The following is a 21,141-nucleotide window of genomic DNA, read 5'->3' as shown; positions in this document are numbered from 1 at the left end:
TTATTCCCCTTGTACTGCACTTAATGTTGCTTCTAATGAATTTGCATCATTAATGAATTGCGCCGTAAAACTTTTATCAATACGGCGAACTAAACCACTTAATACTTTGCCAGGGCCCGCTTCAATTTGCATCGAAATACCTTGCTCTGCCATTGTTTTAATAATACGAGTCCATTGTACTGGGCAGTATAATTGGCGCACTAATGCATCTTTAATTTTATCAGCATCCGTTTCTGTTGCAACATCTACATTGTTAATTACTGCTATTTTAGGCGTTTTAAATTCGATATTTTTTAATGCAATGGCTAATTTATCAGCCGCCGGCTTCATTAACGCACAATGTGATGGTACAGAAACAGGTAAAGGTAATGCGCGTTTTGCGCCAGCCTCTTTACATAACACGCCAGCACGCTCAACGGCAGCTTTATTGCCAGCAATAACCACTTGCCCTGGTGAATTAAAATTCACTGGCGCCACAACTTCGTTTTCACAGGCCTGTGTACACGCTAATGCAACTTTCTCATCATCAAGACCAATAATCGCATACATTGCCCCCACACCAGCAGGTACCGCTTGTTGCATTAATTGACCACGTAATTCAACTAATTTAATCGCATCTTTAAAGTCCATCACACCGGCACATACTAGTGCAGAGTACTCACCTAAACTATGCCCAGCAATAATCGAGGGTAATGGTCCACCTTGCTCTGCCCAAACACGCCAAATAGCAACCGAAGCTGCCAATAATGCTGGCTGCGTTTTATCAGTTTGATTTAAGGCTTCGACCGGGCCTTGTTGTACTAATTGCCACAAATCATAACCAAGTACGTCTGTCGCTTCTTGATATGTTGCCAAAACAGAAGGATATTTTTGCGCAAGCTCACTGAGCATACCCAAACTTTGGGATCCTTGTCCGGGGAAAGTAAATGTAAAGTTTGTCATAAATTTATTCCTTAAAATAAAAAACAGGAATAAATTCCTGTTTTAAAATATTTTTATTGAGATCACATGCGAATAAGTGCGCTGCCCCAAGTAAAGCCACCGCCAAATGCTTCTAATAAAACGAGATGACCGGCTTTAATTTTACCTGAGCGAATGCCTTCATCAAAAGCGAGTGGCACAGAGGCTGCTGATGTATTTCCGTGCGACTCTAATGTTAAAATAACTTGATCCATCGACATGCCTAGTTTTTTAGCCGTTGCACTAATTATGCGTTTGTTGGCTTGGTGTGGCACTAGCCAATCGAGATCTTCTTTGGCAATATTATTAGCAGCTAACGTTTCAACGACCACTTGGCTTAATTTTTTCACCGCCACTTTAAACACTTCATTACCCGACATTGTTAAGTATGCGTTTTTATCCGCCTCTTTAGGGTCGCGCGATGCATTGGGTAATTTTAATAATTCACCAAAACGTCCATCGGCATTAATGTGTGTTGATATAATGCCTATTTCTTCACTCGCACTGACAATCACCGCACCGGCGCCATCACCAAATAAGATAATAGTCCCTCTATCAGAAGGATCGCAGGTAGCCGCTAGCGTATCAGCGCCAATGACTAAAATATGCTTTGCACTGCCGGCTTTAATAAAGTTATCAGCAATACTCAGTGCATAAGCAAAGCCTGCACACGCAGCTGACACATCAAAAGCGGGGATATTATAAATACCTAAAAAATTCTGCACTTCACACGCAGCCGATGGGAAAGCATTATGATTACTGGTTGTTGCTACAATAATTAAATCTAAATCACTGGCCTCGAGATCAGCCGCTTGCAATGCTTTTAAACCCGCTTCTTTGCCCATAAACGCAATCGTTTCGTCTTTATTGGCAATATGGCGTTCTTTAATTCCCGTACGTGTCGTGATCCATTCATCGCTGGTCTCTACCATTTTCTCTAAATCACTGTTACTACGTATCGCGATCGGTAAATAACTACCTGTACCTGTAATTTTACTGTTCATGTAATAAAAAATCTCGCTCTAATAAAACTGTTTCTAATTTATTCGCTATTGTTGTCGGGATCTGCCACTGGATCTCTTTGATAGCCTGCTCAATCGCATAACTCAATGCAACTTCATTCGCACTGCCATGACTTTTGACAACAATGCCTCGCAGACCAATTAAACTAGCGCCATTATACATATCTGGGTGTAAATGTTTAAAATGCTTTTTCAATATGGGATTTAACAGTTTACCTAATAACTTACTGTATAGGTTAGAATTTACTGCTTCTTTTAATTGGCGCAAAAAGACAACGCCCATTCCCTCATAGCTTTTTAAGGCAATATTACCACTAAAGCCATCCGTCACTACCACATCCGCAGGGCTAGAAAAAAGTTCATTCGCTTCAATAAAGCCAATGTAATTAATATGTTCTGTTTGCTCTAGTAACATAGCCGCGCGTTTAATAACGTCGCTTCCTTTGTTTTTTTCTCGTCCCACATTAAGTAGTGCAACCGCAGGTTTTTTTATCTGCTCAACTTGTGCACATAACTCACTGCCCATGATAGCAAAATTAAATAATGTATCACTATCACATTGCAATGTGGCACCTAAATCTAATAAGTAGGTGTGTCCTCGCCCCTTGCGAGGTAATCCTGTCACCAGTGCAGGCCGAGAGATACCCTCTAACATTTTCAATGACTGCTTAGCAAGTAACATTAATGCACCGGTATTACCCGCACTCACGCAGGCATCAGCTTGCCCTTTTGCGACTAATTCTAAAGCAACATGCATGGAAGTATTACGCATATGGCGCAGTACATAAATAGGATCGTCAGACATTGAAATTGCATGTTCAGCATGCAAAAATAATAAACGCTCATGCGTTAATAGATGATGTTTTTTTAAGAGGGGTATTATAATGGCGCGCTGGCCAACTAACGTTAAAAAAAGTGAAGGATTAAGTTGTAAGGATTTAACCGCGGCTAAAATAGAAATATGGGGGCCGAGATCGCCCCCCATGGCATCTAGCGCAACATGAAGTTTACGCAAAGCGAACTTATAGTTCGATTACTTTTTTGCCTTTATAGAAACCATCTGCAGTCATGTGATGACGACGATGAGTTTCACCAGATGTAGCATCAACTGTTAGTTGTGCTGGAGCACTTAGTGCATCATGAGAACGACGCATACCACGTTTTGAACGAGTTTTACGACTTTTTTGTACTGCCATGTTAAAATTCCTACTTGTTATTTGCGCTTTAGTTGAGCTAGAGCATCAAATGGGTTGGGACGTTGTGCTTCTTCTTCTTCAATCTCACCAAAGCTAACAACAAGTTTACTTTGATTACAATCTTTTATTGCATGCTTTGCAATTTGAGGAAGACTCAATATCAGCTCATCTTCAACTATTTGATGAAGATTTACCTCCCCATTTTGATCATAATAAATGGGTTCATACACGTCTGGTAAATTATTTTCCTGCTCTTCATTATGAACTGGACAATACGTAAATTCAGCTTCGCACTGATAAAGCATAGGCTCATTGCACCGTTGACAAGAAAGCTCTACTGCAACACTGACTTTCCCATGAAATATTCGCAACTTTTGTTGGTCAATATCAAATGAAAATGCGGTGTTGATATCAGATTGAATACTGATTGTTGATTCAGCGAAACGTTTCATCAAAGATTTGGGTAATAGAGATTCTATTTGCAAACCTTTTTGAGCAGCTTTAACCGGATCAACGCTAATCGGTAGTTTAACCTTTTGCATGAGGCGAATAATATAGATAGGGAAGTCGATAGTCAAAGAAAAAGAAACAATTTTATCAATTAGATTAGTATTATTATTTTTTTGCCCATAAAATAATAATACTATCCCATAACGAGTACTTATTTATGCTTAAAATTGTCTTAGCATCAACGTCACCTTTTCGTAAACAGTTATTTGAAAAATTAAACTGCCCTTTCGTGACCACAAAACCTAACATTGATGAAAGCCCCTTAGAAAATGAAACCGCAAAACAACTCGTAGAACGCTTAGCCATTGAAAAGGCACAAGCCTGCGCGAGCGAATTTAAGCATGCTTTGATTATTGGCTCAGATCAAGTATGTGTAAATAATGGCGAGATCTTGGGTAAACCGGGTGATTTTGAACATGCATTCTTACAGTTAAAAGCGGCCAGTGCCAAGAAAATTACATTTTATACTGGCCTTGCGCTACTCAATACAAAAACGCAGCAGGTACAATCTCTCGTCGAATCTTTTGTGGTGACTTTTAGGCCCCTCACTGATGAGATGATAACCAATTACCTGCATCAAGAACAACCTTACCAATGTGCGGGCAGTTTCAAAAGTGAAGGCTATGGCATTGCTCTGTTCGAGCGTTTAGAAGGTAAAGATCCCAACAGCTTAATTGGTTTACCCCTCATCTCTCTTATTAGCATGCTTGAAAAAGAGGGCGTTAAAATTATTTAACGCGGTATTTGCATATACTCGATGCTTTATTGGGCACTCGCGAATATGGCATCTATCTAAAAGTGCAACCCTTGTAAGAACTACCCCTCTTTATCGGTTGCAACGTGACACTGCTATTCAAATGAGCGCCCAAAAGGGCTATCCGTATCTGACTTACTAATTTTTCATCAGATGACGCATGGATTTAATGCAAGATTGTGTCGCATTAAGAGATTAAAATTAATTGCGCCTGTAATTCACTAATTTCATCGCGCAGTTGCGCGGCTTTTTCAAACTCCAAATCTTTTGCGTGCACAAACATCTGTTTTTCTAAACGTACCATTTGTTTTAGCAACGTTTTCTCGTTAGCCACTGGCGTTGCTTCTTTTTTCCACAGTTCAGATGTTCCCTTTCGCGACTTTTTAGGGCTACGTTTTCCCAATTGCAATATATCATCAACCGCTTTATTTAATCCTTGTGGCACAATATTATTATCAATATTATATTGATGCTGTAATTCTCGGCGCTGCGTCGTGATATGTATTGCCTTTTGCATCGATTTAGTGACTTTAGCTGCATATAATATCGCCTTGCCTTTAAGATGGCGGGCAGCCCTTCCCATTGTTTGAATTAAAGAGCGCTCCGATCGTAAAAAACCTTCTTTATCGGCGTCCAATATTGCCACTAATGAGACTTCAGGAATATCTAAGCCTTCACGCAGTAAATTAATACCGATTAAAACATCAAAAATGCCTAACCTTAGATCGCGAATAATTTCAATGCGCTCAACCGTATCCACATCCGAATGTAAATAACGCACTTTTACGCCATGCTCTGTTAAGTAATCCGTTAAATCCTCTGCCATTCGTTTAGTCAGCGTTGTCACTAAAACACGCTCTTTTAAAGGCACGCGTAAATTAATTTCAGATAATAAGTCATCGACTTGCGTATGTACGTCACGCACCTCAATCAAGGGATCTAAAAGCCCTGTTGGGCGGATAACTTGGCGCACAATATCCCCCTTTGATTTTTCAATTTCATAATCAGCAGGCGTGGCCGACACATAAATTGTTTGCGCCGCCAACTTTTCAAATTCACTAAATTTTAACGGTCGATTATCCAGCGCAGATGGTAAACGGAAACCATAATTCACTAGGTTTTCTTTGCGACTGCGATCGCCTTTATACATCGCGCCAATTTGAGGGATGGTCACGTGGCTTTCATCAATAATAAGCAAACTTTTCGCAGGGAAATAATCAAAAAGCGTCGGTGGTGCTGCGCCCTGATCTCGCCCAGAAAGGTAACGAGAATAATTTTCAATACCCGAGCAATAACCCAGCTCGGTCATCATTTCAATATCAAATAAGGTGCGCTCAGAGATACGTTGCTCTTCAATTAATTTATTATTGCTTAAAAAACTTTTTTTACGCTCAACGAGTTCCTCTTTTATACTCTTAATCGCTTTTATAATTTGCTCTCTAGGGGTAACGTAATGCGTTTTAGGATAAATGGTTACCCGTGCGAGCTTATCTAACGTTTGTCCGGTTAAGGGATCAAACACACTGATGTTTTCAACTTCATCATCAAACAGTTCAATACGTAACGCTTCTATTTCTGAATCAGCAGGGAAAATATCAATGATCTCACCGCGGACTCTAAAAGTACCTCGACTTAATTCCGTGTCATTTCTCGAATATTGCAAGTCCACTAAACGCTGTAAAATTTCACGACTCGAAATAAATTCCCCCACACTTAAATGTAACATCATTTTTAAATAAGCTTTGGGATCGCCAAGACCATAAATTGCGGAAACAGAGGCAACTAACACCACATCAGTACGCTCTAATAAGGCTTTGGTTGCAGACAGACGCATTTGCTCAATATGTGCATTAATGGCAGCATCTTTTTCTATAAAGGAGTCTGTGCTCGGTACATATGCCTCTGGCTGATAATAATCATAATAAGACACAAAGTATTCAACGGCATTATTAGGGAAAAAAGCTTTCATTTCACCATAAAGCTGGGCTGCTAATGTTTTATTGGGCGCCAAAATTAAGGTCGGACGATTTAACTGCGCAATGGTATTAGCAAGCGTAAACGTTTTACCGGAGCCGGTAACACCTAATAACGTTTGAAAAGCCACCCCATCTTCAATACCTGCCACCAAAGACTCGATAGCTTGGGGCTGATCGCCAGCCGGTGAGAATTTAGCATGTAATTCGAATTTTTTTTGCATATCGCATCGATACCTCAAGTATGTAAAGCAGTAAACCAAAGAGACTTGGCCTATCATCCTAACCGCGCATAGAGTGATGCTGCGTTGTGTATTATAACCGTAATGATGTGTTCAATTTTACGTGCTCTTTACGGGCAGTTTCAATGTCACCACCTCATGCAACAGATAAAATGCTCCCTTTCAAAAAAATCACACGTTGAATAGTCGAGGAAGCACATATCCGCTCAAACATCTAAAGCTAATATGTTTAAACATCGCGTCCAAGGCAAAATAAAAATCGAGATCTATGATACTTCAAGATGCAAAAGCAGCAAGAACAATTGGACACCGCTTCTTTGAATAAGCTAAAAATCCACTACATCTAATCACCCATCACTTTACTGTTATCACTCTCAATCGATAACTAAAAAGATAAGTACTCTAACGTATTTTTAAATAACAAGTCTATAAACGTCGCGAACACAAATAGGATAAAAGAATAAAAGGACAAAAAAAATACTTATTGTGGGTTAATTGTCTTTTCTCCATCAGATCTAGAAAAAATAAACACATCTAAGTCAAAATAAAAAGCTTTCTTTTTCTTGCTTAAAGTGCAGTGTACTTTAGTGGTAAAAACCAAGTTTCTGAGTGATTAATTTGTGATTGTCAATGCATTTATTTCTTATTTGACAAAAATAATACACATTATAGATTGACATTTAATCGGCCGTTAAAATATGATAAAAAATCAAACCAAATAGAAACCAGCCTCACTTGACATTAGTAACTCATTGTTTTTACAACGTTTAATTATTTGTTTGTTTTTGCACCGATCTAATCGAATGCGAGCGCTCATCAGCCTTGCAGGACTTTATAATAAAAGTTCCCACAGAGTTATCCACAGAAAAAGTGGATAACCTTCGCTAAGTGAGAGTACATCATTGCTGCTAGCCCCTAAACTTATTTTACAAGCAATTTTCAAAGAGAAACATCACCTTGCCATGCTTAAAAATCAAACTAATTAATTTATTTAATAATTTATTTAATATAAAAGTAGAAAAACAAAAAAAGGACTTTGATCATACTTATAAGAAAAAAATAACCCCTATTTCACATCTTATTTTCTTTTTTAATACTATTATTTCGCTATTTTGGATTTTTTTGATTAAAATTAGTTTTTATATTTATACTAAAAGGTGCTTTATCATGTTTCTCTCCCTCTCTTGTGCTCACCTAAATAACCAACCAAGCACACACAAAGTGCAACGTAGATTCAAAAACCTGCTTTCTGCAACAAGTGTGTTTATTTTATCCGCCTGTAGCTCTCAACCGCAAAATAGTGTCGCATTACAACTACCCACTATAAACGCGCCTACAACATCATTACAAAGCAATATGACGTGGCAGTTAACGGCCATGGATAGACGCATTGCACATTATTTAATTGCCATTAGTGATGGGGATGATGTCGCAACATTAATTAATGAAAAGAACAGTACACTGATGTTAATTAAAACGCGCTTACAAAACGCCTGGGAAAAACAACAATTAAACATTAAAGATGCAAACGATAGCGCCCCCAAAATAGAGATACACCTCATTAAACTACTCACTAACGTACAACAAAATACCTTCAGTTATACTCAAAGTGGCCAAATCCAGATAAAAATAAGTTTAAGTACGCAGCAAAAGCATTTTAGTAAAATGTTTAGCCAAAATTACTCTCAAGAAGGCGCCTTTAAAGCCGATGTTAATGATTTAACCACTAACTTAAATACGCAGCTCACGACTTTATTAAATAGCATCACTCAAGATACTGAACTTAATGCTAAACTACGCCTTTTAAATACGCCCATATAGGAAGATATAATGAAATTACTGATCCCTTTTTTATTGTTGATCACAAGTAGTGCCTTATTCGCACAGAGCCCCTCTAATGTCACGATTGAGACATCAAAAGGTAATATTGAGATCACTTTATTTGCTAAAAAAGCCCCTATCTCTGTGGCGAATTTTTTAGCTTACATTAAAAAAGATAACTATAAAAACAGTGTTTTTCATAGAGTTATCAATGGTTTCATGATCCAAGGTGGTGGTTTTTTAGCGAATGGACAAAAAATGCAAACTAATGGCGCCATTGAAAATGAATCGCATAATGGACTAAGCAACTTAAGAGGCACGCTTGCTATGGCAAGAACCAATGCGCCACACTCAGCTAAACGCCAGTTTTTTATTAATCATAAAGATAATTTATTTCTAGATGGCGCAATGAATAAATGGGGATATAGCGTATTTGGGAAAGTGGTGACGGGAATGGATATTGTTGATGAGATAGCGCTTGTTGCAACGAACAGTCGTGATAAACCACTACAACCTATTATTATTTATCGTATTGTTCTTAATACACAAAAATAATCATAACACTCAGGATCTCAAAAGCGTGCGATCCTGAGTACTACTTTAAACAAACAACCTATTAATAATTTTTAGGCATGGCAACATTCACTTCTAAGACAGAAACATCATCACCCTTATTACTAAACTCACATTTTACATCATCCGCTGTAATATCCATATATTTACGGATCACATCAACAATTTCTTTTTGCAACGCCGGTAAATAATCGGGAGAAATTGAATTTGAATGTTCATGCGCAACAATGATTTGCAAACGATCCTTCGCTTGTTTAGCACTGCCTTTTTTCGGCTTTTCGTGACGAAAATAACTGAGTAATCCCATTTTAGGCTCCAAATAAACGGCTTAAGAAGCCTTTTTTTGTATAAGTAACAAAACGAAATTCACGCTCGATACCCAGTAAACGATCCACTGCATCTTGGTAAGCTTTACCGGCATCACAATTAGGATTTAGAATAACGGGTTCACCCAAATTAGAGGCATTAAGCACATCTTGTGACTCGGGTATCACGCCTAACAAATCAATACCTAAAATATCATTGATATCATCGATACTTAACATCTCTTCTTTCTCGACGCGCTCTGGGCAATAACGCGTAATAAGCAAATGCACTTTTACCGGGTTTAACTCTAATTCAGAGCGTCGAGATTTACTTGATAACATGCCGGTAATGCGATCAGAATCGCGTACGGATGAAACTTCAGGGTTGGTCGTTACAATCGCTTCATCTGCAAAATAAAGCGCCATCATTGCACCCTGCTCTATTCCTGCTGGTGAATCACAAATAATATATTCAAAACCATCTGCTTTCAATGCTTGGATAACGCGCTCAACCCCTTCTTTACTTAACGCATCTTTATTGCGTGTTTGTGAAGCTGGGAGTATAAAGAGATTATCGATGCGTTTATCTTTTACTAACGCTTGTTGTAAATTTGATTCGCCATTGATCACATTGATCAAATCATAAACAACACGACGCTCACAACCCATGATCAAATCTAAATTTCGTAGACCAATATCAAAATCAATGATCACCGTTTTTGCGCCTGACATAGCAAGACCCGTTCCAATTGCTGCACTGCTCGTCGTTTTGCCTACGCCACCTTTTCCTGAAGTGACGACAATTACTTTTGCCATTATTTTCCCTTACCTAATTTACTTTATTTAAACTGGTTAATACAAGTTGTTCATCTTGCATTGAGACGACACAACTTTTTCCGGAAAATTCAACCGGTAGAGCATCACTTAATTTATACACGCCCGCAATAGAAACCAATTCTGGGGAAAAAGTTTGACAGAAAATAGACACTGTTTTTTCTCCCATCGCACCGGCTAACGCTTTACCTCGTAATGCGCCATATATATGAATATTACCATCAGCAATCACTTCAGCTCCAGCACCAACATCACCATTGATAATCAAATCACATTCTTTTGCGTAAATTTGTTGCCCAGATCGTACTCTGCCATTATGTATTTTTGTTTTAACTTGCGTATTGATCATTTCTTGTTCAATACTTTCTGTTTTTGGCTTTATATTCAAAGTCTCATTCTCTCGAATTTTTTCTTTTTTCTTAAAAGAATGCGATGAGCTTCTTAATATTGAAATCCCTTGAGTTTGAGCATTAGATTTTTGTGTTGCACTCAAATCTCCAGAGATCCCAACTAAAATAAACCTTTGAGCCGCGACTACTTTTTTTAACTCTAAAAAGTCAATTTCTAAATTATTATTATCAAGCGCTACAACCACTGGCGCATAGCTAAAAAAATCAGGTGCCATTAAGCGTTTTTGATTTAGCTCATCCGCTAAATCTATGAGCTCTGCGCACTTCACATTGACCACGAGTAGTGCAAAATTTAATGATTTTAATGCCATAACTATCCTATTTTTAACCTTTTATTGAATTGACTTAAAAATCAGTGAGTTTCTCTAAAAATTAAACCTGAATACATGTTATAGTTTGCATTCACATTAGGCAAGTAAAGGGTTGCATTCGTATTATGTTATGTGCAGTATACAAAAGTATTAGAAAATCACAAACTTATCTTTTTATCTCAAAAAGAGATGAATTTTCTAGTTTGCCCAAGGCCTTACTTGAAACCTTCGGTCCACCCAAATTAATTTCTATGATGAATTTAAAAAGTGGCAGTCAACTCGCTATGATAGAAGCAGATAAAGTGATCAAAGCGATACTATTACATGGCTATTACTTACAACTTCCTCCGCCTCCGATTGATAATTTAAAAGAACATAAAGAGTGGCTTGACCAAAAAGGAAACTAACATGGTATTACCGAGCAAAAAACCTCTACAAGCGATATTGAGTGTCTTACTCAGCTCTACAATATTCAGTAATTTTGCCTACGCTGAAAAGCTACCTTTTAATGATTACATTAACACCCTAAAAAAAGAGGCCATCACTAAAGGTATCGATAGCGATATTGTCAATAATGCCTTTCATAACGTTAAGTTTTTAAAACGTAGCGTGACCTCCGACAAGCAGCAACCACAATTTAAATTAAGCTTGGATGACTACCTAAGTAAGGCAGTACCCGAGTGGAAAGTAAAACGCGCGCGTAATGCTTATCGTGACAATTACACTTTATTGAATGAGATTGGAAAAAAATATAACGTGCAACCTCGTTTTATCGTATCTCTATGGGGTATTGAAAGTAACTTCGGACGTATCACTGGACGCCACGATGTTATTTCATCCTTGTCCACGATGGCCTACGAAGGTCGCCGTGAAGCTTTATTTAAAAAACAACTGTTTGCAGCCCTCTCTATTTTAGAAGCCGGTTATATTGAACAAGAGAATTTTTTAGGATCTTGGGCAGGCGCAATGGGACAAGTACAATTTATGCCTACCTCATACCTGCATTATGCGGTTGATCATGATGGTGATGGGAAAAAAGATATTTGGTCAAATCTTGGCGATGTTTTTGCTTCCGCCGCTAATTATCTTAAAATGGAAGGTTGGGAAGGATCTGAAACGTGGGGTCGACAAGTTAAACTACCGACGAATTTTGATCAGACACTCTTTGGTTTAAAAACAGAAAAAAGTTTGCAGCAATGGCAACAACTCGGTGTTCGTCGCTTTGAAGGTGGTGCATTACCTAAAGTGTCATTACAAGCATCCGTGATCAAACCTGATGAAAATGGCGACAGAGTCTATCTTATCTATAACAATTATAAAGTGTTAATGCACTGGAACCGCTCATATTACTTTGCAAGCGCAGTTAGCTACCTTGCCGAACGAATTAATAACCCACGCATTAGTGCACCGATCACGAGTAATAAATAAAAATGAGTCATTTTTGGGAAGAAAAAACATTATCACAAATGAACGCACAAGAGTGGGAATCTCTTTGTGATGGTTGCGGGAAGTGCTGTTTAAATAAAATTATTGATGATGAGACAGAAGAGCTACATTTTACCAATGTAGCTTGTAAACTGTTGCACACTAAAACATGTCAATGCCGTCACTACCCGCAACGTTTTAAATACGTAAAAGACTGTGTTAAAGTTTCTTTGGATGATATTGAGCAATTTCATTGGTTGCCAAAAAGTTGTGCATATCGCCGCCTTGTGGAAGATAAACCATTACCCGTCTGGCACCCTCTTTTGACAGGCAGTAAATCAGCAATGCATAAAGGCGGATTTTCAATTCGCGGTAAAGTTATTTCTGAGACCAAAATCGACATCACCTATTTAGACGAATATATCGCCACATGGCCGGCACAATAAAAGGAATCAAGATGACAGATATTACAATCTACCATAATCCGCAATGTACCAAAAGTCGTGCAACACTCGCGCTTATTAGTAACCAACAGAATAAGGTTACTGTCATCGAGTACTTAAAAGAGGCGCCGACGAAATCGCAATTACTGCATATTATAGGTTTACTCGGTTACAGCTCAGCGCACCAATTAATACGCTACAAAGAAGATATATACAAAGTATTGGCATTGAGCGATAGTAGCGATGAAGATGCATTACTTGAGGCTATGTGCAATAACCCTAGGCTGATAGAGCGCCCTATCGTATTGGCAAATAACCAAGCGCGTATCGGTCGCCCACCAGAATCTGTACTGGAAATTCTTTAATGAGCACACAACCGATCGCCAAAAAAACACATTTTTATCAGATCATTGCACAAATAGGTTATTTTTCATTACTCTTACTTGTCCCCTTATGGCATCTTTATTTATCGCCACCAGGATTCAATATCAACCCTTGGCTGATTACAAGTATCTGGCTTATCCCCCTGCTATTCCCTTTGCGAGGTATTTTAAGAAAGGATCCTTATACTTTTGCTTGGTGTGGGTTCATCGCACTGATCTACATCATGCACAGTACCATCATACTTTACAGCGAACCCTCAGAAGTACTGCTTGCTAGTATAGAGTTGTTTTTTTCGAGTCTATTTTTATGGGGATGTATCTATTTTGCCAAATATCGAGGTATTGAATTAGGTTTAAGTATTCGCAAAAAAAAGAAAAGCAAGCATTAACAATAGGATGTAAGAGATCGTTTTACCCTTTATTCGTGGCCACGTCGATTTAACATAGAGCAGATAAATCGATTGGCCCGCCATCCTCTTCTTCATATACGCCTAAATTACAAATCAAGCACCTCTTTAACAAAGGGGATCGTTAATTTGCGTTTTGCTTCAAGTGACGCATTATCCAAGCGATCTAAAGTATCTAGTAATGTATCCATCTCTCGAGAAAGCCTATTCAGTAAAAAACGGCCTACATCAACGGGTAATTTCATGCCTTTTAATTGTGCTCTAAGCTGCAGCGCACCTAATTTTTCTTCATCATTAAGAGGCTCAAGGTGATAACAAGCTCCCCATTCAAAACGTGATACAAGATCTTTTAACTCAATACCAATTTGCTTGGGTAAATGCATCGCACTGAGCACTAAACTTGCCCCTGTTGGACGATTTTCTTTATTATCTAACCAGCGATTATAAAAGTCAAAAAGGGCTTTTTCCCACTCCGCATTACCCGCAATAGCATCTATGTTATCAATACAAACTAATGTCACTGATTCCATATTTTCAAAAATATCTAAACTCATACCTTGATGATGATGCAGTGGTATATAAGATACACTTTCCCCACGCTCATCAACCTCACTACACAATGCATGCAATAAATGAGAGCGACCACTACCTGCATCACCCCACATATAAAGAACAGGCTCACCAAGACCTACCGCACTATTTTTTAATTGCGTTAATAAACTGGCATTTTTTCCCGGATAAAAACTCGCAAAAGTTTCATCATCTGGAAATTTTAATGCCAGTAAGGGATACTGAAAACGTAATTCATCCTGAGGCATAGCTCTCCTTAGTGCCAATCAAAGTAAAAAGGTTTACTTTCTGCTGGCATTGGGCGTAAATGTGGCTGTATCGCAAAGGCATTTGCAAAACTCTGTAGCCCACCTTTAATTTTAACTTTAAGACTCACTAAATTATGCTTAACACTTAATATCTGATAAGACGAAATAGATGGCATATCAGAGAGTAGTTGGTGCATTTTTGTTAACCTCGTTAACGAATTAATACCTTTAATATAAATGCGCTGATAAAATTTTTCATCCGTATTTTCTAAAATAGCATATTGACGCGCATAATAGTCACTAATAGCGTCCAACATTTGTTGGATAACCTCTGCTTTTTCGCCCTTTTTCACACTCGATAGTAATACTTTATTTTTTGAGGTACTAAAAAGTTGCCAAGATAATTGCCATTGAGTTGCATTAATTTGACGCAAGTCTGCACTGACGATATTTGCCACTTGATAACGCGTCGATGCACGAGCAAGTATATTATAAAAACGTCCAGAAACATCGCTCAGTGAGATAGCGAGGTTATCCTCCAAGTCCATTAAAGGAAATTGCAGAGGGATGCCTCGCGCCAGTTGCTCTTGCTGTATTGTTTCTGACAGCGTGCTATCAGCACGTCGTTGCAAATAACTGTCGGACACTAACAGGCGCCCTGATTGATCCGTTTTTATAAGCCATATCAAGGTAGTCGGACGCGTTTTACCCCAAATAGGTTGTTGCAAGGAACTCAGTACTCTATTAATTTTTTGCTCATCAAAGTTTGCAATAAAATAAGTGTGTTTTTTACCTTTATAATAGGAGAACTGCGCAAGCATCGCGTTGATGTCTTTTAATGAAAGCTTACTACCGGGTAAATGGTTGACCTCTTTATTACCTGACACTTTCACAAACACTTGCTGTAAGGCAAGTATTTTTAATGTAGATTCCTCTTGTCCTTGTCGTACAACTATTTTGCCTTGATAAGGATTTGAAAGTTGCGACCCAGTAGCCGAACCACAAAAAATCACTATCAAGATCAAAAACAATTGTTTAACTGAGAATAACTTCATGCTGCCCCCTATAAAATAATGGATCTCGATCATAAGCAGATATTTATCTATTGCAAGATGATAATGAACATTAAAGAATATAATTGCTGATATCCCTCACTATCTTATTTTTTAGTATAAAAAACAATCAAAAACAGATTCCATTAAAATATTTGTCACAAATCAAGGGATCTGCTCATAAATCATTAGATCCTAACGGGATTGCTGTTAAAATGCGCTTAGTTTTACAACTCAAATAAAAGCGATAAGCGCTTTTCACTTAATTTTGCGAGGATTGCAAGTGAGCAACGAAAAAACCTCTTTAAGCTATAAAGACGCGGGTGTTGATATTGACGCCGGTACAGCATTAGTTGAACGAATTAAAGGTGTAGCAAAACGAACTAAACGCCCAGAAGTAATGGGAGGTCTCGGAGGGTTTGGCGCATTATGCCAAATTCCAGCAGGCTATAAAGAACCTCTTCTGGTAGCCGGTACGGATGGTGTAGGCACTAAATTACGCTTGGCTATCGATCTTAAAAAACATGATACCGTCGGTATCGATTTAGTCGCCATGTGCGTCAATGATTTAATAGTACAAGGTGCAGAGCCTCTTTTCTTCCTTGATTATTATGCAACGGGAAAGTTAGACGTAGACGTGGCAGCTGCTGTCGTCACTGGCATTGGTGAGGGTTGTTTACTCGCTAATTGTTCTTTAATTGGCGGTGAAACAGCAGAAATGCCCGGTATGTACGCGAATGATGATTACGACATTGCAGGTTTTTGTGTCGGTATTGTTGAAAAATCTGAAGTCATTGATGGCACTAAAGTTGCCAGTGGTGATGCGCTTATCGCATTAGCATCAAGTGGCCCACACTCGAACGGTTATTCCCTTATTCGCAAAATTTTAGAAGTCTCTAAGGCAGATACCAATGCACCTTTTGCAGGTTCAACATTAGGTGATACCTTATTAACACCCACTAAAATTTATGTTAAATCGACACTTGAGTTAATTAAAAATTGCCCTGTACATGCTATTTCACATATCACCGGTGGTGGTTTTTGGGAAAATATTCCACGCGCACTACCTAAAGGCAGTAAAGCCGTGATTGATGGTGCAAGTTGGCAATGGCCTGAAATATTCACTTGGCTACAAAAAAGTGGCAACGTCACTGAAAACGAAATGTATCGCACATTTAACTGTGGTGTTGGACTCGTTATTGTCGTACCTGACAGTGAAAAAGAAAAAGCCATTAAAATATTAAATGAGCAAGGCGAAAAAGCGTGGTTATTAGGTTACATTGCGGATGTAACAGATGAAAATTCACAAGTTGAGATAAACTAACCCATGCAGACCAAAAAAATTATTGTGCTTATTTCTGGTGATGGCAGTAATCTTCAAGCTCTCATTGATAAATTACATCATCCTAAAGACGCTAAAGATGCATCGGAAATCGTATTAGTCATCAGTAATAATGCTGACGCTTATGGACTACAACGCGCAAAAGACGCAAATATTAAGCAGTTGGTTATCCGCAGTAATGCGCAAATAACACAAGCTGACTATGATGCGCTATTGAGTATTGAAATTGAAAAACAGCAAGCTGATCTGATTTTATTGGCTGGGTTTATGCGTATTCTTGGTGCACCTTTTGTGCACCAATATGGGCATAAAATGCTAAATATTCATCCTTCTTTACTGCCTAAATATCAAGGTATTAATACCCATCAACGCGCCCTTGATAATGCAGATAAAGAGCACGGTGCAACGGTTCATTTTGTTACCCAAGATCTGGATAATGGCCCGATTGTATTGCAAGCGAAAGTACCTGTTTTTGATGACGATAATGTAGATGAATTAAGCGCTCGTGTGCGAACACAAGAGCATTTAATTTATCCTCTGAGTGCACAATGGTTTTTATGCGGACGTTTAAATATTAATAAAGGTAAAGTAGAGCTCGATGGTAGAGCACTTTCACCGACAGGTTACGCGCCCGATTAAAAAAGAGAGATCTAAAAAAACCGACATTATTGTCGGTTTTTTTATGCGCTAAATTCCGCTATATACCTATATACCTATATACCTATATACCTATATAAGATAAGGCAATAATCGTTATTTATCTGTCACTCTAAGCTTAATGATTATTACGGGCTATACGATGCATAAGTGATATAAAATAGGCATAAATATCGCCGTTAATATGGCGCATACGATCAAAGCAAGTGATGAGAATGCACCAATTTCTTGATCGCCTTCTAACGCCTTAGCAGTGCCCAGTACATGTGATGCACAGCCAATAGCAATCCCCTTTGCCTGCTTGTTTTTTACGCCCGCCAATTGCAGTAAAGGCAAACCAAACGTCGCACCAAATAATCCCACAAAGACAACGATAGCAGCCGTTAATGACACAATCCCCTTTAAACTTGCACTGACTTGTACTGCGATAGGCGTCGTTATCGATTGCGGTGCAAGCGTTGCCGCCAGCTGCGCATTGGCACCTAATAAAGGCAGAAGGTAGAAAGCGAAAATAAAGCCAATTAAAACGGCTAATAAACAACTCAGCATAATTATTTTAAATTTTTCTTTGATCAAATGCCTCGCCGAAAAAAGAGGCACTGCAAGTGCAACAACGGCAGGCTCAAGTAACTGCGTTAATATACTGGTGCCTTGAGAATACTGGCCGTAGGATAAATCACCTAAAACGTGTATTAATATAAAAAATATGACCGTCAATAAAAAAGGGTGTAACAACGCAATAGGCTTTAATGCATAAATATATTTACTGATGAAAAAAACGCCAATCGTTACGGGTAACGCAAAATAAAGCCACATTTTAACGACCTCGCTTAGCATCTAAAAACTGAAATAAATGACCCACACTAATAAGAATAAATGACGTAGTAAATACGATTGAAAAAACAATCACCACCCAATTCTCTAAGATCACATCAAAATAATTAATGAGTCCAACGGCTAAGGGCACAAATAAAATAACCATATATTTCAAAAATACATTAGCACTCATCACTATCCATTGCAGTTTTACTATTCCCGAGCTTAAAGCTAAAAACAGTAAGATCAAGGCGATGATACTACCCGGAAATGGCATCGGCAATTGCGCAGCAATAGCTTTTCCTATCGCTGTAAATAAAAATATTAAAGCAAGTCCGCGCATAAACTCAAATATGTTTTTTAGTAATAACGTTTTCATTTTTACGTTTTAATCCTCATTTATACCCAAGGAATTAATTAAGTTTTCATGTGTTGCGCAGGAAAAATTAACACTAGCAAGGCATGAGTTGTAGGAGATAGTTGTTCTCACTTCAAAACTCACAACGCAGGGTGGGATAATTTCAACAAGCAAGACGGAGCACCTTTTTAGTTCCTTTGGTATTATTAACTCTGTATAAAATTGGGTCACCACTCTTTAAAGTCACAAACTTTTAACTAAAACCCAGCCAAAGATCACAATTTCAATGGAAATAGGGTGACAACTGTTTTTTGATTATATAAAAATTAATTGAAAAAATCATAAACTATTACAGAATATAACGTTATTTTGTACGAGAGAGAGCACTACGCGGGCAATGATATATCATGATTTAAGAGATAAGAAAAAAAGTGAGAAAAAGAAATGATGTGAGAGATAAAAACGCTGAGTGTATTGTTAAACGCCTCACTCCTTTATTTATAATAATAACAGCGTTAATATTCACTAATGTCGGTGAATATTTAACGCGTTATCATCTATCTTAAATCTTTTTATTCGCGATAAAGATTTTCATAAACGTAATTTGTTGCCTCAATAAATCCGGGTACACTGCCACAATCAAAACGTTTCCCTTTAAATTTATAAGCTAATACACGTCCCTTTTGGGCTTGCTCTAAAAGTGCATCGGTGATTTGAATCTCACCACCCTTGCCGGGCGCTGTATTTTTTAATATTTCAAATATATCCGGCGTTAAAATATAACGACCAATGATAGCCATATTACTTGGCGCCGTTCCCGGCTCTGGTTTTTCAACCATATCATCAACACGGTAAAGGTTGTCTTCAATTAAACTCCCTTTGATAACACCATATTTATGCGTTTCATTTTCAGGCACTTCTTCTACCGCCACAATAGAGCACTTATGTTTCTCATATAAAGCGACCATTTGCGATAAAACGCCCTGCTCCGCACCATCTTTTACGCACAGATCATCCGCTAAGACAACGGCAAAAGCCTCATCACCGATCAATTGTTGTCCGGTTAAAATAGCATGGCCGAGACCTTTCATTTGACGCTGGCGAATATAAGTAAAACTTGCTTGCTCCATGATCGCGCGGATATCTTGTAATTTATCTTCTTTAGGGGTGCCACTAATTTGATGTTCAAGTTCATAATTAATATCAAAATGATCACTTAATGAATGCTTACCACGACCAGTGACAATACACATGCCTGTCATCCCAGCTTCGAGCGCTTCATCAACGCCAAATTCAATTAAAGGCTTATTAACAATCGGCATCATTTCTTTGGGCATAGATTTTGTGGCAGGTAAAAAACGGGTACCGTATCCAGCGGCAGGAAATAAACACTTTTTGATCATACGTCTCTACTAAGATAAATTAAATGGGCCTATAAACTTAACACTTATTATGCAGACAAGAAATAAAAATGATATTTTTTATGCCGTTATATGTTTTTTATCAAACAAAATCTTCTCTCGAGCATTCCCAGCCCCAAAAAAAAATAAAAAAAAAGCAAAGTTCACTGACTTTGCTTTTTATAAAAACTAAAATAAAATGACACTTTTATTTTAGTGACGCGTTCTTGCCGTACTGCGACGACGCACTCCTGCTTTACGGTGCTGAGTGTGTTTTTTCACTGCGCGTCTGATACGTGCTTGCGTATTTTTAGTTTTATTGTCATCAACACGTACTTTAGTTTCCGTTTCTTTCGACAAATCGACTAATTTTCTAAAGTAATTGACTTCTTTTAGGTTCAGCTCTATCCAGCCACCTTGTGGAAGTTGCTTGTCTAAATGCAGGTGCCCATAACGAACACGCATTAAACGACTTACCTGTACGCCTTGGCTTTCCCATAAACGACGCACTTCACGTGTACGGCCTTCCGTTAATACCACATGATACCAGCGGTTAATACCCTCTCCACCCGCTTCTTTACCAGACTCTTTAATAGAAAGGAATTTAGCCTCACCATCTTCAAGTTTTACGCCCATACGTAAACGGTTAAGCATCGCATCATCGACGTTTCCAAAGATACGCACGGCATATTCACGCTCAACTTCACGGCTTGGGTGCATCATTCGATTCGCAAATTCACCGTCAGTGGTAAATAACAATAATCCTGATGTATTAATATCTAAACGACCAATCGAGATCCAGCGCGCACCATTTAAACGTGGTAGACGTTCAAATACTGTTTTTCTGCCCGCTTCATCACTGCGAGTACACACTTCACCTTCCGGCTTGTTGTACGCCAGAATACGACAAATTGTATTCTCTTCCGTAATATATTTAACCGTATGACCGTCAACACGCAATATTTGCTCTACAGTAACACGCGTACCAAGGCCAACAACCTGTCCATCTACACTAACGCGTCCTTCTTGGATCACTGTTTCCATCTTGCGACGTGAACCTAGACCAGATCGTGCTAATACTTTTTGTAACTTTTCACTCATCATTCTCTCCCTTGGGTAATTCTCATTA

At 38.4% G+C, this 21,141-nt stretch carries 25 protein-coding genes; 10 read left to right on the top strand and 15 right to left on the bottom strand.

Features of this window, described 5'->3' with window-relative positions:
- The 5 genes from fabD to yceD all read right to left on the bottom strand — a co-directional run bounded on the left by fabD (window position 1) and on the right by yceD (window position 3,720).
- Window positions 1-942, bottom strand: a complete 942-nt coding sequence (gene fabD / locus PCNPT3_RS04265) for an ACP S-malonyltransferase (RefSeq protein ID WP_015464638.1) — start codon at window positions 940-942, stop codon at window positions 1-3.
- A 62-nt stretch (window positions 943-1,004) separates the two neighbouring features.
- On the bottom strand, window positions 1,005-1,964 hold the full coding sequence (locus PCNPT3_RS04260) for a beta-ketoacyl-ACP synthase III (RefSeq protein WP_015464637.1): 960 nt from the start codon (window positions 1,962-1,964) through the stop codon (window positions 1,005-1,007).
- Window positions 1,954-2,997: a phosphate acyltransferase PlsX gene (gene plsX, locus PCNPT3_RS04255; protein ID WP_015464636.1), complete on the bottom strand. Its 1,044-nt coding sequence runs from the start codon at window positions 2,995-2,997 to the stop codon at window positions 1,954-1,956. The genes PCNPT3_RS04260 and plsX overlap by 11 nt, the downstream gene beginning before the upstream one ends.
- Before the next feature lie 7 nt (window positions 2,998-3,004).
- On the bottom strand, window positions 3,005-3,178 hold the full coding sequence (gene rpmF, locus PCNPT3_RS04250; RefSeq protein ID WP_015464635.1) for a 50S ribosomal protein L32: 174 nt from the start codon (window positions 3,176-3,178) through the stop codon (window positions 3,005-3,007).
- Between the two features lie 17 nt (window positions 3,179-3,195).
- Entirely contained in the window at window positions 3,196-3,720 is a 525-nt protein-coding gene (gene yceD / locus PCNPT3_RS04245; RefSeq protein ID WP_015464634.1) for a 23S rRNA accumulation protein YceD, read from the bottom strand.
- 125 nt (window positions 3,721-3,845) lie between these two features.
- Between yceD and PCNPT3_RS04240 the strand changes: the two genes are divergently transcribed.
- Complete coding sequence (locus PCNPT3_RS04240; protein WP_015464633.1) at window positions 3,846-4,424, top strand: Maf family protein; 579 nt, start codon at window positions 3,846-3,848, stop codon at window positions 4,422-4,424.
- 205 nt (window positions 4,425-4,629) lie between these two features.
- Here the strand turns inward: PCNPT3_RS04240 and uvrB are convergent, their stop codons facing one another.
- Window positions 4,630-6,639 carry an excinuclease ABC subunit UvrB gene (uvrB, locus tag PCNPT3_RS04235; RefSeq protein ID WP_015464632.1) on the bottom strand — a complete coding sequence of 670 codons (2,010 nt, stop codon included), beginning with the start codon at window positions 6,637-6,639 and terminating at the stop codon, window positions 4,630-4,632.
- A gap of 1,239 nt (window positions 6,640-7,878) precedes the next feature.
- Here uvrB and PCNPT3_RS04230 point away from each other — a divergent pair.
- Complete coding sequence (locus PCNPT3_RS04230; RefSeq protein WP_041771403.1) at window positions 7,879-8,478, top strand: YajG family lipoprotein; 600 nt, start codon at window positions 7,879-7,881, stop codon at window positions 8,476-8,478.
- A 9-nt stretch (window positions 8,479-8,487) separates the two neighbouring features.
- Entirely contained in the window at window positions 8,488-9,033 is a 546-nt protein-coding gene (locus tag PCNPT3_RS04225; protein ID WP_015464630.1) for a peptidylprolyl isomerase, read from the top strand.
- Between the two features lie 61 nt (window positions 9,034-9,094).
- Here PCNPT3_RS04225 and minE read toward each other — a convergent pair whose 3' ends face one another.
- The 3 genes from minE to minC are packed head-to-tail and all read right to left on the bottom strand — an operon-like array spanning window position 9,095 to window position 10,911.
- Window positions 9,095-9,358: a cell division topological specificity factor MinE gene (gene minE, locus PCNPT3_RS04220; RefSeq protein ID WP_015464629.1), complete on the bottom strand. Its 264-nt coding sequence runs from the start codon at window positions 9,356-9,358 to the stop codon at window positions 9,095-9,097.
- Between the two features lies 1 nt (window position 9,359).
- Window positions 9,360-10,172, bottom strand: coding sequence for a septum site-determining protein MinD (gene minD, locus PCNPT3_RS04215; protein ID WP_015464628.1), 813 nt, complete (start codon window positions 10,170-10,172; stop codon window positions 9,360-9,362).
- A gap of 13 nt (window positions 10,173-10,185) precedes the next feature.
- On the bottom strand, window positions 10,186-10,911 hold the full coding sequence (minC, locus tag PCNPT3_RS04210; RefSeq protein WP_015464627.1) for a septum site-determining protein MinC: 726 nt from the start codon (window positions 10,909-10,911) through the stop codon (window positions 10,186-10,188).
- A gap of 125 nt (window positions 10,912-11,036) precedes the next feature.
- Here minC and PCNPT3_RS04205 point away from each other — a divergent pair, with 125 nt between their 5' ends.
- Genes PCNPT3_RS04205 through PCNPT3_RS04185 form a run of 5 tightly spaced genes read left to right on the top strand, consistent with a single transcriptional unit; the run spans window position 11,037 to window position 13,551 of the window.
- A complete protein-coding gene (locus tag PCNPT3_RS04205; RefSeq protein WP_015464626.1) occupies window positions 11,037-11,318 on the top strand; it encodes a YcgL domain-containing protein in 282 nt (93 codons plus the stop codon).
- 1 nt (window position 11,319) lies between these two features.
- Window positions 11,320-12,339 carry a lytic murein transglycosylase gene (locus PCNPT3_RS04200; protein WP_015464625.1) on the top strand — a complete coding sequence of 340 codons (1,020 nt, stop codon included), beginning with the start codon at window positions 11,320-11,322 and terminating at the stop codon, window positions 12,337-12,339.
- A gap of 2 nt (window positions 12,340-12,341) precedes the next feature.
- A complete protein-coding gene (locus tag PCNPT3_RS04195; protein WP_015464624.1) occupies window positions 12,342-12,782 on the top strand; it encodes a YcgN family cysteine cluster protein in 441 nt (146 codons plus the stop codon).
- An 11-nt stretch (window positions 12,783-12,793) separates the two neighbouring features.
- Window positions 12,794-13,144, top strand: coding sequence for an arsenate reductase (glutaredoxin) (gene arsC, locus PCNPT3_RS04190; protein ID WP_015464623.1), 351 nt, complete (start codon window positions 12,794-12,796; stop codon window positions 13,142-13,144).
- A complete protein-coding gene (locus PCNPT3_RS04185; protein ID WP_015464622.1) occupies window positions 13,144-13,551 on the top strand; it encodes a DUF2069 domain-containing protein in 408 nt (135 codons plus the stop codon). The genes arsC and PCNPT3_RS04185 overlap by 1 nt, the downstream gene beginning before the upstream one ends.
- A 107-nt stretch (window positions 13,552-13,658) precedes the next feature.
- Here the strand turns inward: PCNPT3_RS04185 and hda are convergent, their stop codons facing one another.
- A complete protein-coding gene (gene hda, locus PCNPT3_RS04180) occupies window positions 13,659-14,387 on the bottom strand; it encodes a DnaA inactivator Hda (protein WP_015464621.1) in 729 nt (242 codons plus the stop codon).
- 8 nt (window positions 14,388-14,395) lie between these two features.
- Entirely contained in the window at window positions 14,396-15,442 is a 1,047-nt protein-coding gene (locus PCNPT3_RS04175) for a DUF2066 domain-containing protein (RefSeq protein ID WP_015464620.1), read from the bottom strand.
- Between the two features lie 280 nt (window positions 15,443-15,722).
- Between PCNPT3_RS04175 and purM the strand changes: the two genes are divergently transcribed.
- Window positions 15,723-16,763: a phosphoribosylformylglycinamidine cyclo-ligase gene (purM, locus tag PCNPT3_RS04170; RefSeq protein ID WP_015464619.1), complete on the top strand. Its 1,041-nt coding sequence runs from the start codon at window positions 15,723-15,725 to the stop codon at window positions 16,761-16,763.
- 3 nt (window positions 16,764-16,766) lie between these two features.
- A complete protein-coding gene (gene purN, locus PCNPT3_RS04165) occupies window positions 16,767-17,420 on the top strand; it encodes a phosphoribosylglycinamide formyltransferase (protein WP_015464618.1) in 654 nt (217 codons plus the stop codon).
- Between the two features lie 153 nt (window positions 17,421-17,573).
- On the opposite strand, the gene PCNPT3_RS04160 is transcribed toward purN, so the two are convergent.
- The 4 genes from PCNPT3_RS04160 to rluB all read right to left on the bottom strand — a co-directional run bounded on the left by PCNPT3_RS04160 (window position 17,574) and on the right by rluB (window position 21,113).
- Entirely contained in the window at window positions 17,574-18,254 is a 681-nt protein-coding gene (locus PCNPT3_RS04160; RefSeq protein WP_015464617.1) for an LrgB family protein, read from the bottom strand.
- 1 nt (window position 18,255) lies between these two features.
- Complete coding sequence (locus PCNPT3_RS04155) at window positions 18,256-18,633, bottom strand: CidA/LrgA family protein (RefSeq protein WP_015464616.1); 378 nt, start codon at window positions 18,631-18,633, stop codon at window positions 18,256-18,258.
- A gap of 551 nt (window positions 18,634-19,184) precedes the next feature.
- Window positions 19,185-20,015: a UTP--glucose-1-phosphate uridylyltransferase GalU gene (galU, locus tag PCNPT3_RS04150; RefSeq protein ID WP_015464615.1), complete on the bottom strand. Its 831-nt coding sequence runs from the start codon at window positions 20,013-20,015 to the stop codon at window positions 19,185-19,187.
- Between the two features lie 210 nt (window positions 20,016-20,225).
- Window positions 20,226-21,113, bottom strand: coding sequence for a 23S rRNA pseudouridine(2605) synthase RluB (gene rluB, locus PCNPT3_RS04145; RefSeq protein ID WP_015464614.1), 888 nt, complete (start codon window positions 21,111-21,113; stop codon window positions 20,226-20,228).
- Window positions 21,114-21,141 lie beyond the last annotated feature (28 nt).

It is taken from the genome of Psychromonas sp. CNPT3 (assembly GCF_000153405.2).
Classification (GTDB): domain Bacteria; phylum Pseudomonadota; class Gammaproteobacteria; order Enterobacterales; family Psychromonadaceae; genus Psychromonas.
The sequence above is the reverse complement of the archived record's forward strand: the minus strand, read 5'-3'. Positions and strand labels throughout refer to the sequence as shown.